This is a genomic window from Actinoplanes sp. NBC_00393, from assembly GCF_036053395.1.
Taxonomy (GTDB): Bacteria; Actinomycetota; Actinomycetes; order Mycobacteriales; family Micromonosporaceae; genus Actinoplanes.
The window spans coordinates 9,229,238-9,244,810 of sequence record NZ_CP107942.1 but is presented as its reverse complement, the minus strand read 5'-3'; the positions used below and the strand labels follow the sequence as shown (position 1 = coordinate 9,244,810).

Genomic DNA, 15,573 nt, shown 5'->3' with positions numbered 1-15,573 from the left:
TCAGAGACCCGCGACGTCCGCCTGCTTGGCGCGGACCGCCTCGGCGGCCTCCTTCAGACCGGCCAGCTCGGTGTCGGTGAGCTTGTCCTCGACGACCCGCTTGATGCCCTGCGCGCCCAGCTCGGCCTCGACGCCCAGGCAGACGCCGGAGATGCCGTACTCGCCGTCGACCCAGGCGCAGACCGGCACGACCTCGCCGGAGTCCTCGGCCACGGCCTTCGCCATCCGGGCCGCGGCGGCCGAGGGAGCGTAGTACGCGGAACCGGTCTTCAGCAGCGCGACCACCTCGGCGCCACCGTTGCGGGTCCGGACCACCAGCTCCTCAATCTTCTCGGCCGGGAGCAGCTCGGACAGCGGCTTGCCGTCCACGGTGCAGCGCGACGGGACCGGCACCATGGTGTCGCCGTGCGAACCCAGCGTGAGCGCCTTGACGCTCTTCACCGGGACGTTGAGCTCCTCGGCGATGAAGTTGGTGAAGCGGGCGGTGTCGAGCACACCGGCCTGGCCGAAGACGCGGTTCTTCGGGAACTGGGTGGCGATCTGGGCGAGCGCGGTCATCTCGTCGACCGGGTTCGACACGACGATGACGACGGCGTTCGGCGCGTACTTCGCGATGTTCTCAGCGACCTGGCGCACGATCTTGGCGTTGACCTCGAGCAGGTCCATCCGGCTCATGCCCGGCTTACGCGGCAGGCCGGCGGTCACGACGACCACGTCGGAGCCCTCGATCGCCTCGTAGCCCTCACCGTTCGGGCCGGTGGTGGCGCCGATGACCTTGGTCTCGTAGCCCTCGATCGGCCGGGACTGGTTGAGGTCGAGCGCGAGGCCGGCGGGCTTGCCCTCGATGATGTCGGTGAGAACCACCGTCTCGAAGATGTCGTACTCGGCGAGACGCTGCGCGGTCGTGGACCCGTAGAAACCGGCGCCTACGACGGTTACCTTCTTGCCCATAGCTCTGCTCTCCCAGTGTCCGGGCGATATTTTCGCGACCGTATCAGCCGGTAAACGGCGCATTACGAGCCGGTCGGTTTAACGCGAGGTAAGCCACTCGATACTGCCAGGAATCCCGCTTGTCCACAGGCAGTCCCGAGTTGTCCACAGGCTGTCCCGCGGCCTCCCGCGCCTTGCCATGCTGACCGCCGTGTCCCGTCCAGCCGTCATTCCCCCAGCGCTCGCCGATGAACCGTTCCTCGGCTCACGAGCTGTCGCCTCCGGACTGATCACCAGGGGCATGCTGGCCGGCCCGGGCTGGCAACGGCTGCTCCCCGACGTCTACGTGCACCGACCTGGGCCGGCGAGCGGGACGGGCCGATGCGCTGACGGTCCTCGACGCCATGCTGCATCGCCATCTGCTGGACCCGCAGCTCGGCTGGCGGTCACGCAGGTAATTCGGCCGAATAACCTGCATCAGCGCCAGCTCAGGCAGCCCGGCTGGCGACGGCGCAGGTCATCCACCCGAATAACCTGCACCAGTGCCAGCCCGAGCCGCCAGCGGCCCCGCCGCCGGCTCAGTGGTAGAAGTGGCGCGTCCCCGTCAGGTAGACGGTCACCCCGGCCGCAGCGGCAGCCTCGATCACCAGGTTGTCCCGGATCGAGCCCCCCGGCTGCACCACAGCCTTGACCCCCGCCTCGATCAGCACCTCAAGCCCATCCGGGAACGGGAAGAACGCATCCGAAGCCGCCACACTCCCCGCAGCCCGCTCAGCCCCAGCACGGGAGACCGCAAGCCGAGCCGAGTCCACCCGGTTGACCTGCCCCATCCCCACACCAACAGTCGCACCGTCACGCGCGAGCAGGATCGCGTTGCTCTTCACACTGCGGATCGCCCGCCAGGCGAAGACCAGATCAGCCAGTTCGGACTCCGAAGCCGGCGCCCCGCACGCGAGGGTCCAGTTGGCCGGGTCGTCACCGTCCGCATCGATCCGGTCCGCCATCTGCACCAGCACACCCCCGCCCACCTGCTTGATCTCCGCAGGTGGCGGGTTCCAGGCCGGGGCGACCAGCAGCCGCAGGTTCTTCTTCTCCCGGAACAGTTCGAGTGCTTCCGGCTCGAATCCCGGCGCCACCACGACCTCGGTGAAGATCTCGGAAAGCTGCCGGGCCATCTCCACCGACACGGATCGGTTGACCGCCACGACCCCACCGAACGCCGACACCGGGTCGCATTCGTGCGCTTTGCGGTGCGCGGCAGCCACATCCTCGCCGACGGCGATGCCGCACGGGTTGGCGTGCTTGATGATCGCCACGCACGGCTCGGTGAAGTCGTTGGCACTGCGCCACGCGGCGTCCGCGTCGACGTAGTTGTTGTAGGACATCTCCTTGCCGTGCAACTGCTCGGCCTGGGCCAGCCCGGCCGGCGCCCCCGGATCCACGTACAGCGCGGCTTCCTGGTGCGGATTCTCCCCGTACCGCAGCACCGACGAACGCTGCAGGACGATCCCGGCGAACTCCGGCCACTCCGAGGGCGCGAGCACGGTGGCGCACCAGTTCGCGACCGCCACGTCGTACTCCGCGATGTCCGCGAAGGCGCGAGCCGCCAGCAGCTTGCGCTGCGTCAGCGTGAATCCGCCATTCTTGACGGCTTCCAACACCAGGGGGTACGCGGAAACGGCCGTGACCACCGCGACCGAAGCGTGGTTCTTCGCGGCCGCCCGCACCATGGCCGGCCCGCCGATGTCGATCTTCGCGATGCACTCCTCCTCGCCGGCTCCCGAGGCGACCGTCTCGGTGAACGGGTAGAGGTTGCTGATCAGCAGGTCGAACGGTTCGATGCCGTGCTCGGCGAGTTCGGCCACGTGGCTCTCCAGCCGCATGTCGGCGAGCAGCCCACCGTGCACCTTCGGGTGCAGCGTCTTGACCCGGTCGCTGAGGATCTCGGGGAAGCCGGTCAGCGACTCGACCCGGGTCACCGGCACACCGGACTGCTCGACGGTCGACGCGGTCGATCCGGTCGAGACGATCTCCACCCCGGCGGCGTGCAGCGCCTGCGCCAGCTCGACGATGCCGTCCTTGTAGAAGACGCTCAGCAGCGCCCGCTTGATCGGACGGCGCCCCTCATCCACCCCAGTCACGGAATCCGTACCTTTCTGTCCTCAATGGTCCAACCCTCGCGGACCAGGCGGCCGACGTACTCGACCAGCTGGGCCCGCTCGGCCACCTTGATCCGCTCGGTGAGCGAGTCCTCCGTGTCACCGTCGAGCACGGGCACCGCGACCTGGGCGATGATCGGGCCGGTGTCGACTCCGGCGTCGACGAAGAACAGCGTCGCGCCGGCGACCTTCACGCCGTACGCGAGCGCGTCCCGCGGCCCGTGGATGCCGGGGAACGCCGGCAGAAGCGCGTTGTGCGTGTTGATGTACCGGTCGCCGAACGCGTCCAGGAAGTGTTTGCCGACCAGCTTCAGGAAGCCGGCCGAGATCACCAGATCCGGAGAGTACGCAGCGACGTGCTCGGCGAGCGCGGCGTCCCAGTCGTCGCGGGTCGGGTACGCCTTCACCGAGTCCACGAACGTGGGAATGCCGGCCGCGGCAGCCCGTTCCAGTCCGGCGATGCCCTCCCGGTCGGCGCCGACAGCGACGACCTTCGCTCCGTACGCCGGGTCGGTGGCCGCATCGAGAAGTGCTTGCAGGTTGCTGCCCGATCCGGAGACGAGGACGACCAGGCGGGCGGGCGCGGGGTCAATCACCTGTGCACCCTATCGCCGCAGGGTCTGACCACCGACAACGGGGCATTCCGGGACACCGCAAATCGGCTGACATCCATTACGCTGCGCCAGCAGACTAAAGCTGTCATTGATCGCCGCTCGCGGCGAACTCGGAGGAGAGAAACGTGGCATATCCGCCTCCTGCCTATGGACCGCCGCCCGGCCAGCAGCCCTACGGTGCCGCCCCGCAGAACGGCTTCGGCCTGACCAGCATGATCCTGGGCATCGTGTCGATCCCGATCTCCTGCTGCTGGTACATCAGCGGGATCGTCGGCATCATCGGCCTGGTCTTCGGCTTCCTGGGCAAGAAGAAGGTCGACGCCGGCGTCGCGAACAACCGCGGTATCGCCATCGCGGGCATCATCACCAGCGCCATCGGCGTGGCCTTGAGCATCCTGTTCCTGATCCTGACGATCGCCCTGCAGGACTTCGACACCCAGCAGTGGATCCAGGACCTCCAGGACCAGCAGAACGCCTGATTCTCCGCGGTGATCCGGTGCTCACGCGCCGGATCACCGCTTCGTCAGGAGCGCCGGCCCGCGCCGAAGATTCGCGCCGCGGCTGCTCCGACCGCTACCGAGACACCGGCGACGATCGCGCCGACCAGGCACACCTGCAGCGGATCCGGTCCGATCTGGGAGAGCCGGCCGTCGCCGAGTGCGCCTCCGGAGAGCCAGGAGAGCAGCGCCAGCACCGCACCCGCGACCGGGCCCGCGATCAGGCTCGATCCGATCAGAAGCAGCCACGGCGGCTCTTCGACGTCGACGCCGCCGCGCCGGCCGGGCCGCCGGGGCCCGCTCCGCCCGTGCCGCAGCCGCTGGGTGAGCAGCCAGCCGGCAGCCGCGCCGGCGATCACCGGCAGAGTGAGCAGGGCCGTCCCCCATGCGCCGGTCGGCCCGTCCGGCAGGCCGGCGAGCAGCGGCAGCGTCGGCAGTGGGCCGACGGTGACCTCGGTCAGGCTGATCGCCGAGTCGGTGCCGAGCGCGAAACCCGGCCCGAGCAGGTAGGCCGCCGACCAGATCACGGCATTCACCGCGTACCCGATGCTGATCAGTGTGATGCCGGCCTGGCCGGCCACGCCGGTGCGGTAGGCGGCGATCATCTCGGCGGCCTGGCCGCCGCCGAGCGCCACCGAGAGTCCCCCGGCCACCGCGCCCGCCGCCAGGATCAGGAAGGCCGCCACCAGCCCGGCCCGCAGCCCGTGCCGCAGCACCGGCGGCACCCGCCGGGCGAGCACGGAGACGGCGTCGGTGCCGCGCAGCGATCCGATCAGCGCCCCGACGATGCCGAGGACGAGGAAGTTCGTCGCGGCCCGGCCGGTGGAGACGTCGGTGCCGCGGCCGTCGACCAGATGGGCGCCCAGGGCACCGACCATGGCGTACGCCGAACCGACAGTGACCGCCACGACCAGCGCTCGTCCGGTCGAACCGCTCCGCCGGGCCCCCACGGCCCGGGTGACGTGCAGCCCGGCCCGGTTCAGCCGCCAGACCACCAGCAGGGTGAGCAGGAGCGGGGCGATGGCGAGCGGGCCGATCGAGGTGCCGATCGGGACGCCGTGACCCAGCAGCCAGGCCGCCAGACCGGCGTGCGCCGCCCCCAGGACACCACCGGAGCCCTCCAGGGTCCGGGCCAGACCGATCACCGCGGCCACCGGAAGGTACGTCAGCAGCGCCGCCCAGAGGGTGGCGAAAGCGGCCGCCACCAGCAGTGGTGCCCGGCCGGCCGATTCGGCGGGCCGGCGCGGCTGCGGCAGGCGGACGGTGTCGCGGCGGCCCAGCATTGCGTCGTCGACCACAACCGTGTCGCGTCGCTCGTCGCGCTCGGCGGGGGCGTCGTCACGCTCCAGCTCGAGCGGCTCGGTGTCCCGCACCACAGACTGCAGCGCCTCGGCGACCGCGAACGGGTCCTCCGAGCCGTCTGGCCGGTCGGTTGTGCTGGGCATCGCCGCCTACTTTTTCACGCCGGAGCGCTCACGGCGATGCAGAAACAGCGGCGCGCCGCCGATCGGGCCCACGAGGGCCCGGCCGACGGCGCGCCGGAGAACGCTGTGCTGCGCGGTGAAGAACTCAGGAGCTCATGACCTCACGCATGAGCTGCGCGGTCTCGCTCGGCGTCTTGCCGACCTTGACGCCGGCCGCCTCGAGGGCCGCCTTCTTCGCGTCCGCGGTGCCCGCCGAGCCGGAGATGATGGCGCCGGCGTGGCCCATCGTCTTTCCGGGCGGGGCGGTGAAGCCGGCGATGTAGCCGACGACCGGCTTGGTGACGTTGGCCTTGATGAACTCGGCGGCCCGCTCCTCAGCGTCGCCACCGATCTCACCGATCATGACGATCGCGTCGGTCTCCGGGTCCTCCTGGAAGGCCTTCAGCGCGTCGATGTGCGTGGTGCCGATGATCGGGTCACCACCGATGCCGACCGCCGTGGAGAAGCCGAATTCGCGCAGCTCGTACATGAGCTGGTAGGTCAGCGTGCCGCTCTTGCTGACCAGGCCGATGCGGCCCTGCGGGGTGATGTCGGCCGGGATGATGCCGGCGTTGGAGGCGCCGGGCGACGCGATGCCGGGGCAGTTCGGCCCGATGATCCGGGTCTTCTCGCCCTTGGCCACGTTGTACGCCCAGAACGCCGCCGAGTCCTGCACCGGCACGCCCTCGGTGATCACCACGGCGAGCGGGATCTCGGCGTCGATCGCCTCGACGACCGCGGCCTTGGTGAACGCCGGCGGGACGAAGATGACCGACACGTCGGCGCCGGTCTCCTTGATCGCCTCGGCGACGGTGGCGTAGACGGGCAGCTCGGTGCCGTCGAAGTCCACCTTGGTGCCGGCCTTGCGCGGGTTCACGCCGCCGACCACCTGGGTGCCCGCGGCGAGCATCCGCTTGGTGTGCTTGGAGCCCTCACCACCGGTGATGCCCTGGACGATGACCTTGGAGTCCTTGGTGAGCCAGATCGCCATTAGTTCACTTCCCCGCAGCCGCGAGCTCGGCGGCACGCTCGGCCGCTCCGTCCATCGTGTCCACCCGCTCGACCAGCGGGTTGTTCGCTCCGTCGAGGATGGCACGGCCGGCCTCGGCGTTGTTGCCGTCGAGGCGTACCACGAGCGGCTTGGTGACCTGCTCGCCGCGCTCCGCGAGCAGCGCGAGGGCCTGGATGATGCCGTTGGCCACCGCGTCACAGGCGGTGATGCCGCCGAAGACGTTGACGAACACGGACTTGACGGCCGGGTCGCCGAGGACGATCTCCAGACCGTTCGCCATCACCTGGGCGCTGGCGCCACCACCGATGTCGAGGAAGTTGGCCGGCTTCACGTTGCCGTGCCGCTCACCCGCGTACGCCACCACGTCCAGCGTCGACATGACCAGGCCGGCGCCGTTGCCGATGATGCCGACCTCGCCGTCGAGCTTGACGTAGTTGAGGTTCTTCGCCTTGGCGGCCTGCTCCAGCGGGTCGACCGCGGACTTGTCCTCGAGCGCCTCGTGGTCGGGGTGCCGGAAGCCGGCGTTCTCGTCCAGCGTGACCTTGGCGTCCAGGGCCAGCACCCGGCCGTCGCCCACCTTGGCGAGCGGGTTGACCTCGACCAGCGTGGCGTCCTCGGCGACGAACGCCTGCCACAGCTTGACCGCGATGTCGACGACCTGGTCGGCGACCTCGGCCGGGAACTTCGCGGCGGTCACGATCTCGCGGGCCTTGGCCTCGTCGACACCCTTGCTGGCGTCGATCGCGACCTTGGCGACCCGGTCCGGGTCCTCTTCCGCGACGGTCTCGATCTCCATACCGCCGGCGACGCTGGCGATGCAGAGGAACGTACGGTTGGCCCGGTCCAGCAGGTAGGAGAAGTAGTACTCCTCCTTGATGTCGGCCGTCTCGGCCAGCATCACCTTGTGGACCGTGTGGCCCTTGATGTCCATGCCCAGGATGTCGGTGGCGCGGGCCTCCGCCTCATCCGGACCGTCGGCCAGCTTGACGCCGCCGGCCTTACCGCGGCCACCGACCTTCACCTGCGCCTTGACGACGACCTTGCCGCCCAGCCGCTCGGCGATCGCCCGGGCCTCCTGCGGGGTCTCGGCGACGCCGCCGCCCAGCACGGGCAGGCCGTGCCGTTCGAACAGGTCGCGCCCCTGATACTCGAACAGGTCCACGTGTCTCCTTTCGCTCGCGACGCCAAGCGCCGGCAAGCCGCACCATTGCGTCCCGACCTGTGTGCGCGGCGCGTCGCAGCAGCAGCGCCGCCAGCGTGAGGATCGTCCGGACTTCCACAGGACGCGGAAAGTCCCTCATCCGCAGACTAGCGACCGTTTCGGCCCCCGTGACCGCGCGGGTGCACGGTGTGCAAGACCACACACCAGAGTGACGAAATAGCAGGTCCGGGCCGTTTGTGGCCACTGCGCCCGGAGTGCGCGGTGAGACGGCTTGCACACCGTCGTCCCCGATCGGCGCGAAGCCAACCCTCGATGCGCGGGACACGTTTCGCACATGCCGACGCCGCGCGGGTGAACGGACCCACGGAAACCTGGAAAACAGTCATGCCGCCGCACGTAACCCGCCCAGAAGGGCGTCGTTGAGTGTGGTGTCGGAGCGCTACGGCGCACCGCAAGGAAGCGGCCGATGCCCTGTCGGTCGAGGGGTGGCGGCGGGGCATCGCGCATAGAGAGGCCGGACGTGTGAGGGGTGCGTCCGGCCTCTCCCCTTGCCCGGGTATTTCAGGCGACCGGTGCACCTACATTGGCGCGTACCCATTCGACGATGGATGCGGTCGTCGCACCCGGAGTGAATATGTTGGCTACGCCGAGTGATTTCAATTCGGCGATGTCGTCCTCCGGAATGATGCCGCCACCGAATACCACGATGTCGTCGGCGTCACGTTCCGCCAACAGCTCCAGCACTCTCCGAAAGAGCGTCATGTGCGCCCCGGAGAGCACCGAGAGGCCGATCGCGCCGGCGTCCTCCTGGATGGCGGTCTCGACGATCTGCTCGGGCGTCTGGTGCAGCCCGGTGTAGACGACTTCCATGCCGGCGTCACGCAGTGCCCGCGCCACCACCTTGGCACCGCGGTCGTGCCCGTCCAGCCCGGGCTTGGCGACGACGACCCTGATCCGTGCTTGCATGCTGACCCCTTCGGGCTCTCCTGACCCCGGTGCCGGGCGTCACCGTCCGGGCTGCCCCGCGGTCACCTGAACGAACGGTAACCCGCGCGAGCGGCCCGGGGTAGCACCGGGCGGAGCTGGGTGGACCGGATGAATAGTTCTCCCGGTCACATTACTTTCCGTTTTATAGGCGATCACACTGGGTTGCCAATTCACCCCACGAGAAAGGCAACCAATTCGGACAATCGATGATCAATGCTGACCAGGAACTGTCATGAAATTGGCGCTGCGACTTGTGACGCGGCTGCCGTTTCGTTACCGTGGCCCACGGCTGTCGCACAGGTTCCCCCAACAACGACGGCCCGGCCGACCACCGTTTACCGCTGACGCGGAGCGTGGTGATGCCGCCGCAATGCCACCGACGGAGGGTTGTTCGTGCGCCAGCGCTTGTCGTCTGAGCCCGATCGCTATCGCGGCCGCCGCCGCGTCCCCACCCCTCCCCGCAGCCGCTACGCGGTCGTCGTCACCTCAGCATTCGTCGGCGCCGGCGTCGTCGCTCTCGGAGCGGCCTCCAATCTTCCCGACGCCAAGGCCGTCAGCCCCGACGTTCTGGAAAGCCTGAAGACCTCACAGGTCGCCACCGAGGCGCTGAACGAGCGCGCCGAGGACGGCAACCGGGCATCCCGGAGCAACGACCGGGAAGCGGACGCCGAGCTCGACGCGGCAGCGCTCAACGACATCTACCTCCTGCCGCTGGACGACTACGAGTTCACCTCGGCCTACGGGGTCCGGTTCGGCAAGCTGCACGCCGGCATCGACCTGGCCGCGCCCGACGGGACGCCGTACAAGGCAGTCCACGCCGGCAAGGTGACCAAGGCGGGCTACAACGGCGGCTACGGCTACTCGATCACGGTTCAGCAGGACGACGGCACCGAGGTCATCTACGCCCACTCGCGGCGGCTGCTGGTCAAGGCGGGCGACGCGGTCAAGGCCGGCCAGGTGATCGGCGAGGTCGGCAACACCGGTTATTCGTACGGGACTCACCTGCACCTCGAAGTGCACGTGAAGGGCACCCCGGTCGACCCGATCGTCTTCTTCCAGGATCAGGGCGTCGACATCAAGCTCAAGATCGAATCGGTGTACGCCGGCATGGCCGCCGCCGAAGCCGCTTCCTGATCTCTTCCCCACCTCACCGGGGTCAAACACCTCGGTTGCATATTGGTAGAACCCCGCTCCTTCCGGTCAGTGACCCGGTGCCCCGGACCGACAGGAACGTGACAGCAAACGTCACGTCAGTCGGGGAGGGCACTTCGCGTGGGGCAGCATTCGCATTCAGGCCGAGGCGGCAAGCACCGTCAGGAGCTGCTGCACCGCCACCGTGCACCCGCGTTCCCGGAACTCTTCGCCACCCGTAGCCGCTCGGCCCTCTCGGTCACCGCGCTGAGCGCAACACTTGCGGCCGGCATCGGCGCAGCCAGCGTCTCCGCCACCGCGGCCCCCATCGGCGGCGCCGGTTCCGCCCCCGGCGGCCACATCACGGCCGCGCACCCGACGGCCGCGCTCCCCATCGTGCCGCCGGCCGGCGACGAGGCCCCGGCCAAGGCATTCCGCACGGGTACGGCCGACCCAGCCGGCCCGACCGTCCCCACCACGAAGCCCGGCTCCACGACATCCGGCTCCACGACATCCGGCTCCACGACATCCGGCTCCACGACCTCAGGCTTTGCGGCGTCCGCGCTTGCGGCATCCGGGTCCACGGCGTCCGGGTTCGCGGCGTCCGCGTCGGCAGCTCAGCGCAAGGAGCGCCCGGCCCCGGTCACGATCCAGCAGAAGGCGCAACCCCGCACCAACGCGAAGTGGGTGCACCCGCTCTCGAAAGCCGACGTGACCTCCTGCTTCGGCCAGCGCTGGGGCCGCCTGCACGCCGGTGTCGACCTGGCCGCCCCGCACGGCAGCCCGATCGTCGCGGCCGGCGCCGGTCGCGTGGTCTCAGCCGGACCGAACGGCGGCTACGGCAACGCGATCCTGATCGACCACGGCAACGGCTACCTCACCCATTACGGGCACCTCTCCGCGATCCAGGTCACGGTCGGCCAGACCGTGCGCGCCGGCGAGCAGATCGGCGAGGAGGGCTCAACCGGCCACTCGACCGGCCCTCACCTGCACTTCGAGGTCCACCGCGGCCACTTCCAGAACCCCCTCGAGCCCACCGCGTGGATGCGCGACCACGGCGTCGAGATCCCCGGCTGCGCCTGAGCCGGCCCGCGCGCCCCGGCAGCGTCCGGAGCCTGCCCGCGCGCCCCGGCAGCGTCCGGAGCCTGCCCGCGGCGCTGCCGAGCAGCGCCGCGGGGATCAGATCTTCTCGATCGGTGCGTGCCGCAGCACCAGCCACATCACCTGGTCACCGAAGTCGATCTGGGCCCGGGTGCCCGGCCCGTGCCCTTCCACGGCCAGCACCCGGCCCAGCCCGTACCGCTGGTGGTTGACCCGGTCACCGGGATCCACCTTCGGGCCCTGCTTCAGCTCACTGGCGGTGGACAGCTTGCTGCCGTCGATACCCAGCCGCTCGGCGATCCGCTGCGCCTTGGGCGTACCCCCCGCGAAGCCGCCGCCACGCTGGCGGTCTCCCCCGCCGCGGCCGCCCACTCCGCCGCCGGTGCCGGACCAGGACGTGTACGACCCCCCCGTCCGCTCCCAGCGCACCAGCTCGGCCGGCAACTCGTCGGTGAACCGGGACGGCGGGTTGTACTGCGGCTGCCCCCACGCCGACCGGGTGACCGCCCGGGACAGGTAAAGCCGCTGCCGGGCGCGGGTGATCCCCACGTACGCCAGCCGGCGCTCCTCCTCCAGCTCGGTGTTGTCGCCGAGCGCCCGCATGTGCGGAAAGACGCCGTCCTCCAGCCCGGTCAGGAAGACCACCGGGAATTCCAGGCCTTTCGCCGTGTGCAGCGTCATCAGCGTGACCACACCCTGATGGTCCGGATCGTCGCTGGGAATCTGATCAGCATCGGCCACGAGGGCCACCTGCTCGAGGAACCCGGCCAGCGTGGCCGCCTGCTCCGCACCCTCCTCAGCCTGGGCCTCGACCCGCTCCGTGTACTCCCGGGCGACGCTCACCAGCTCCTGCAGGTTCTCCACCCGGCCCTGATCCTGCGGGTCGAGGCTCTCCTCCAGCTCACTGAGCAGCCCGGACCGCTGGAGGACCGCCTCCAGCACCTCCTCCGGCGGCGCCGTCCTGGCGAGCTCGCGCACGTCGTCGAGGAGTTGCACGAAGTCGGCGATGCTGTTGGCCGAGCGGGTCGAGATGCCCGGCGCCTCCTTGGCCCGGCGCAGCGCCTGACCGAACGAGATCCGCTCACGCGACGACAGCGCTTCCACGCAGGCCTCGGCCCGGTCGCCGATGCCGCGGCGTGGTGTGTTCAGCACACGGCGGATGCTCACGGTGTCGTCGTCGTTAACCACCGCGCGCAGGTAGCCGAGCGCGTCACGCACCTCCTTGCGCTCGTAGAAGCGCACCCCGCCGACCACCTTGTACGGCAGGCCGACGCGGATGAACACCTCCTCGAACACCCGGGACTGGGCGTTGGTCCGGTAGAAGACCGCCACGTCACCGGGCCGAACGTCGTGGTTGTCGGTGAGCCGGTCGATCTCCCGCGCCACCCAGTCCGCCTCGGCGTGCTCGGTGTCCGCCACATACCCCACGATCTGCTCGCCGGCACCCTGATCGCTCCAGAGCCGTTTCGGCTTGCGGGAGAGGTTGCGGTCGATGACCGCGTTCGCCGCGGAGAGGATGGTCTGGGTGGACCGGTAATTCTGCTCCAGCAGGATGGTCCGCGCGTCGGGGTAGTCGCGCTCGAACTCCAGGATGTTCCGGATCGTCGCGCCCCGGAACGCGTAGATCGACTGGTCGGCGTCGCCGACGACGCACAGCTCCGCCGGGTCCTCCGTGCCGACCAGCTCGCGAACCAGGGTGTACTGCGCGTGGTTGGTGTCCTGGTACTCGTCGACCAGCACGTGCCGGAAGCGCTTGCGGTACACCTCCGCCACGTGCGGGTGCGACTGGAGCAGGTGCACGGTGGCCATGATGATGTCGTCGAAGTCCAGCGCGTGCGCCTCGCGCAGCCGCCGCTGATACAACTCGTACGCCTCGGCGACGGCCCGCTCGTTCGGCCCCTTCGCCTTCGCCTTGAAATCCTCCGGCTCGACCAGCTCGTTCTTCAGGTTCGACACCTGGGCGGCCAGGCCTCGAGCCGTGTATCTCTTCGGGTCGAGGTCGAGCTCGCGGGCGACCATCTGCATCAGGCGGCGCGAGTCGTCGGCGTCGTAGATCGAGAACGTGCTCTTCAGCCCGGCGTGCTCGTGCTCGGCCCGCAGGATCCGCACGCAGGCGGAGTGGAAGGTCGACACCCACATCAGCCGGGCCCGCGGCCCGACCAGCTGGGCGACCCGCTCCTTCATCTCACCGGCGGCCTTGTTGGTGAAGGTGATCGCGATGATCTGGCCCGGGTGCACATCCCGCTCGGCCAGCAGATAGGCGATCCGATGCGTCAGCACCCGGGTCTTGCCCGACCCGGCGCCGGCCACGATGAGCAGCGGAGAACCGGAGTGCGTCACCGCATCCCGCTGCGGGCCGTTCAGGCCGGTCAGCAGCGCCTCGGGATCCAGCCGCCGGGGCGCCGGCCGGGCGGCGGGCCGGGGCTGCTCCGGTGCCCGCACAGCGGGCAGGGAGAACAGGGTTTCGGAAGGTTCTGAGGAAGGTCGCATCGCGGGAGCCAGTGTATGCCGACCCCCCGACACAAATTCGCTGCAGATGGGCCCACCCATCGGCGCCCGGCGATACATTGTTCACCATGTCTCTTCTCCAGCGCCGGGGCCGGGCCGTTCTGACTGCCGCGCTCCTGGCAGCGACCGGAGTCGTGGCGGCGATCCCGACCACGCAGACCGCAGCGGCCGCACCCCCGCCGGAGTTCAATCCGGTGTCGGCTTCCTACGGCGCGCCGAAAGGCGCCACCGTCCAGGGCCAGTTCCTCAGTTACAACGACTTCCACGGTGCGATCGACCCACCCACCGGCAGCGGTGCGGTGATCAACGCCAGCGGGACGAGTACCCCGGCCGGCGGCGTGGAGTACCTGGCGACATATCTCAAGAACTTGCGGGCCGAGGCCAAGGCCGAGGGCCGCCAGACGATCACGGCCGGCGCCGGCGACCTGATCGGCGCGACGCCGCTGGTCAGCGCGGCGTTCCACGACGAGCCGACGATCGAGTTGATGAACACGATCGGGCTGCAGGTCAGCTCGGTGGGCAACCACGAGTTCGACGAGGGTGTGGCGGAGCTGATCCGCATCCAGCGCGGCGGCTGCCACCCGACGGACGGCTGCCAGGACGGCGACGGCTTCCGCGGGGCCAAGTTCACCTACCTCGCGGCGAACACGATCGACAACCGGACCGGACTGCCGATCCTGCCGCCGATCGACATCAGGTACGTCGGCGGCGTCCCGGTCGGTTTCATCGGCATGACGCTCGAGGGCACCCCGAGCATCGTCAACCCGGCCGGCATCAAGAACGTGCACTTCACCGACGAGATCGTGACCGCCAACAAGTGGAGCAACCTGCTCACCCTCTTCGGGGTCAAGGCGCAGGTCCTGCTGCTGCACGAGGGCGGCTCGCAGGGCTCGGCCACGCCCACTCCCGGCGTGTCGGACTGTACTGACTTCACCGGTCCGGTGGTGCCGATCGTCGCCGGCCTCAACCCGTCGATCAGCATCGTGATCTCCGGACACACCCACCGCTTCTACTCGTGCAAGCTGCCGAACAGCAAGGGCGCCGACACGGTCGTCACCAGCGCCGGCAGCAACGGTCAGCTGGTCACCGACATCGACTACACGCTCGACAAGCGGACCGGCCGGTTCACCGCGATCACCGCGAAGAACGTGATCGTGGAGAACGGCGTGCCGGACGGCAACGGCGGCTGGCTGAAGGACGCCGGTGGGGCGTACCTGAAGAATCCGGACACCGTCGATCCGGCGGCGAAGAAGGTGGCGGACAAGTACCGCACCGCGGTCGCCCCGATCGCCAACCGGATCGTCGGCAGCATCACCGCCGACATCGTCCGGACCGCCAATCCGGCCGGGGAGAGCCCGCTCGGTGACGTGATCGCCGACGCGCAGTTGGCGTACACGCAGGGTGCCGGCGCGCAGATCGCCCTGATGAACCCGGGTGGCATCCGCGCCGACCTGGACGCCGACCAGTCCTCCGGCGGCGAGGCGTTCGGCCAGGTGACGTACGGCGAGGCGTTCACCGTCCAGCCGTTCAACAACCTGGTGGTCACCCAGACGTTCACCGGAGCGCAGCTCAAGAACGTGCTGGAGCAGCAGTTCGTCGGCTTCGCCGGGCAGACCACCCAGCGCATCCTGCAGGTGTCGGCGGGTCTGACGTACACCTGGTCGGCCTCGGCCGCACCCGGCTCGAAGGTCACGAACCTCGCGCTGAACGGCACACCGATCGACCCGGCCGCCAACTACCTGGTGACGACGAACGACTTCCTGGCCAACGGCGGCGACGGCTTCAGCAACCTGACCCTGGGCAGCGGGCGGGTCACCGCACCCGGCTTCGACGTGGACGCGCTGGTGGCGTACCTCGGCACCGGCCCGATCGCACCCGGCCCGGCCAACCGGATCACCACAACGCCGTAAACATCCCACGCTTCGGGCGGTTTCCTTGCGGGACCGTCCGGGGCGGGGGCATACTCGGCTCGTGATCCAGCAGGCGCGATTTTTTTACTACGGCACCGG

General features: G+C 69.5%; 12 protein-coding genes. 4 read left to right on the top strand and 8 right to left on the bottom strand.

What is annotated here, in order from left to right; translation table 11 throughout:
- From mdh to purN, 3 genes are all read right to left on the bottom strand, one after another.
- Positions 1–951 carry a malate dehydrogenase gene (gene mdh / locus OHA21_RS42855; RefSeq protein ID WP_328465164.1) on the bottom strand — a complete coding sequence of 317 codons (951 nt, stop codon included), beginning with the start codon at positions 949–951 and terminating at the stop codon, positions 1–3.
- A 557-nt stretch (positions 952–1,508) separates the two neighbouring features.
- A complete protein-coding gene (gene purH / locus OHA21_RS42850) occupies positions 1,509–3,071 on the bottom strand; it encodes a bifunctional phosphoribosylaminoimidazolecarboxamide formyltransferase/IMP cyclohydrolase (protein ID WP_328465162.1) in 1,563 nt (520 codons plus the stop codon).
- Positions 3,068–3,685: a phosphoribosylglycinamide formyltransferase gene (gene purN, locus OHA21_RS42845; protein ID WP_328465160.1), complete on the bottom strand. Its 618-nt coding sequence runs from the start codon at positions 3,683–3,685 to the stop codon at positions 3,068–3,070. The genes purH and purN overlap by 4 nt, the downstream gene beginning before the upstream one ends.
- 143 nt (positions 3,686–3,828) lie before the next feature.
- Between purN and OHA21_RS42840 the strand changes: the two genes are divergently transcribed.
- Positions 3,829–4,182 (top strand): DUF4190 domain-containing protein, encoded by a 354-nt coding sequence (locus OHA21_RS42840; protein WP_328465158.1) that lies wholly within the window; start codon positions 3,829–3,831, stop codon positions 4,180–4,182.
- Positions 4,183–4,226: 44 nt separating this feature from the next.
- On the opposite strand, the gene OHA21_RS42835 is transcribed toward OHA21_RS42840, so the two are convergent.
- From OHA21_RS42835 to OHA21_RS42820, 4 genes are all read right to left on the bottom strand, one after another.
- The gene (locus OHA21_RS42835; protein WP_328465156.1) at positions 4,227–5,645 is read right to left on the bottom strand and encodes a cell division protein PerM; all 1,419 of its coding nucleotides are present in this window, start codon (positions 5,643–5,645) and stop codon (positions 4,227–4,229) included.
- Between the two features lie 124 nt (positions 5,646–5,769).
- Positions 5,770–6,654 (bottom strand): succinate--CoA ligase subunit alpha, encoded by an 885-nt coding sequence (sucD, locus tag OHA21_RS42830; RefSeq protein WP_328465154.1) that lies wholly within the window; start codon positions 6,652–6,654, stop codon positions 5,770–5,772.
- Positions 6,655–6,658: 4 nt separating this feature from the next.
- Complete coding sequence (gene sucC / locus OHA21_RS42825) at positions 6,659–7,837, bottom strand: ADP-forming succinate--CoA ligase subunit beta (protein ID WP_328465153.1); 1,179 nt, start codon at positions 7,835–7,837, stop codon at positions 6,659–6,661.
- Between the two features lie 561 nt (positions 7,838–8,398).
- Positions 8,399–8,803: a cobalamin B12-binding domain-containing protein gene (locus OHA21_RS42820; protein WP_328465152.1), complete on the bottom strand. Its 405-nt coding sequence runs from the start codon at positions 8,801–8,803 to the stop codon at positions 8,399–8,401.
- Between the two features lie 414 nt (positions 8,804–9,217).
- On the opposite strand from OHA21_RS42820, the gene OHA21_RS42815 reads away from it, so the two are divergent.
- Together OHA21_RS42815 and OHA21_RS42810 are read left to right on the top strand one after the other, a co-directional pair.
- A complete protein-coding gene (locus tag OHA21_RS42815; RefSeq protein WP_328465150.1) occupies positions 9,218–9,958 on the top strand; it encodes a M23 family metallopeptidase in 741 nt (246 codons plus the stop codon).
- Positions 9,959–10,096: 138 nt separating this feature from the next.
- A complete protein-coding gene (locus tag OHA21_RS42810) occupies positions 10,097–11,038 on the top strand; it encodes a M23 family metallopeptidase (protein ID WP_328465148.1) in 942 nt (313 codons plus the stop codon).
- Positions 11,039–11,134: 96 nt separating this feature from the next.
- On the opposite strand, the gene pcrA is transcribed toward OHA21_RS42810, so the two are convergent.
- Positions 11,135–13,546 (bottom strand): DNA helicase PcrA, encoded by a 2,412-nt coding sequence (gene pcrA / locus OHA21_RS42805; protein ID WP_328465146.1) that lies wholly within the window; start codon positions 13,544–13,546, stop codon positions 11,135–11,137.
- 86 nt (positions 13,547–13,632) lie between these two features.
- Here pcrA and OHA21_RS42800 point away from each other — a divergent pair, with 86 nt between their 5' ends.
- Positions 13,633–15,474 (top strand): bifunctional metallophosphatase/5'-nucleotidase, encoded by a 1,842-nt coding sequence (locus OHA21_RS42800; protein ID WP_328465144.1) that lies wholly within the window; start codon positions 13,633–13,635, stop codon positions 15,472–15,474.
- Positions 15,475–15,573 lie beyond the last annotated feature (99 nt).

Coding starts and splice junctions, on each gene's coding strand:
- OHA21_RS42835 (WP_328465156.1), bottom strand. CDS start 5,645: ATGCCCAGCACAACCGACCGGCCAGACGGCTCGGAGGACCCGTTCGCG.
- OHA21_RS42800 (WP_328465144.1), top strand. CDS start 13,633: ATGTCTCTTCTCCAGCGCCGGGGCCGGGCCGTTCTGACTGCCGCGCTC.
- mdh (WP_328465164.1), bottom strand. CDS start 951: ATGGGCAAGAAGGTAACCGTCGTAGGCGCCGGTTTCTACGGGTCCACG.
- pcrA (WP_328465146.1), bottom strand. CDS start 13,546: ATGCGACCTTCCTCAGAACCTTCCGAAACCCTGTTCTCCCTGCCCGCT.
- sucD (WP_328465154.1), bottom strand. CDS start 6,654: ATGGCGATCTGGCTCACCAAGGACTCCAAGGTCATCGTCCAGGGCATC.
- OHA21_RS42820 (WP_328465152.1), bottom strand. CDS start 8,803: ATGCAAGCACGGATCAGGGTCGTCGTCGCCAAGCCCGGGCTGGACGGG.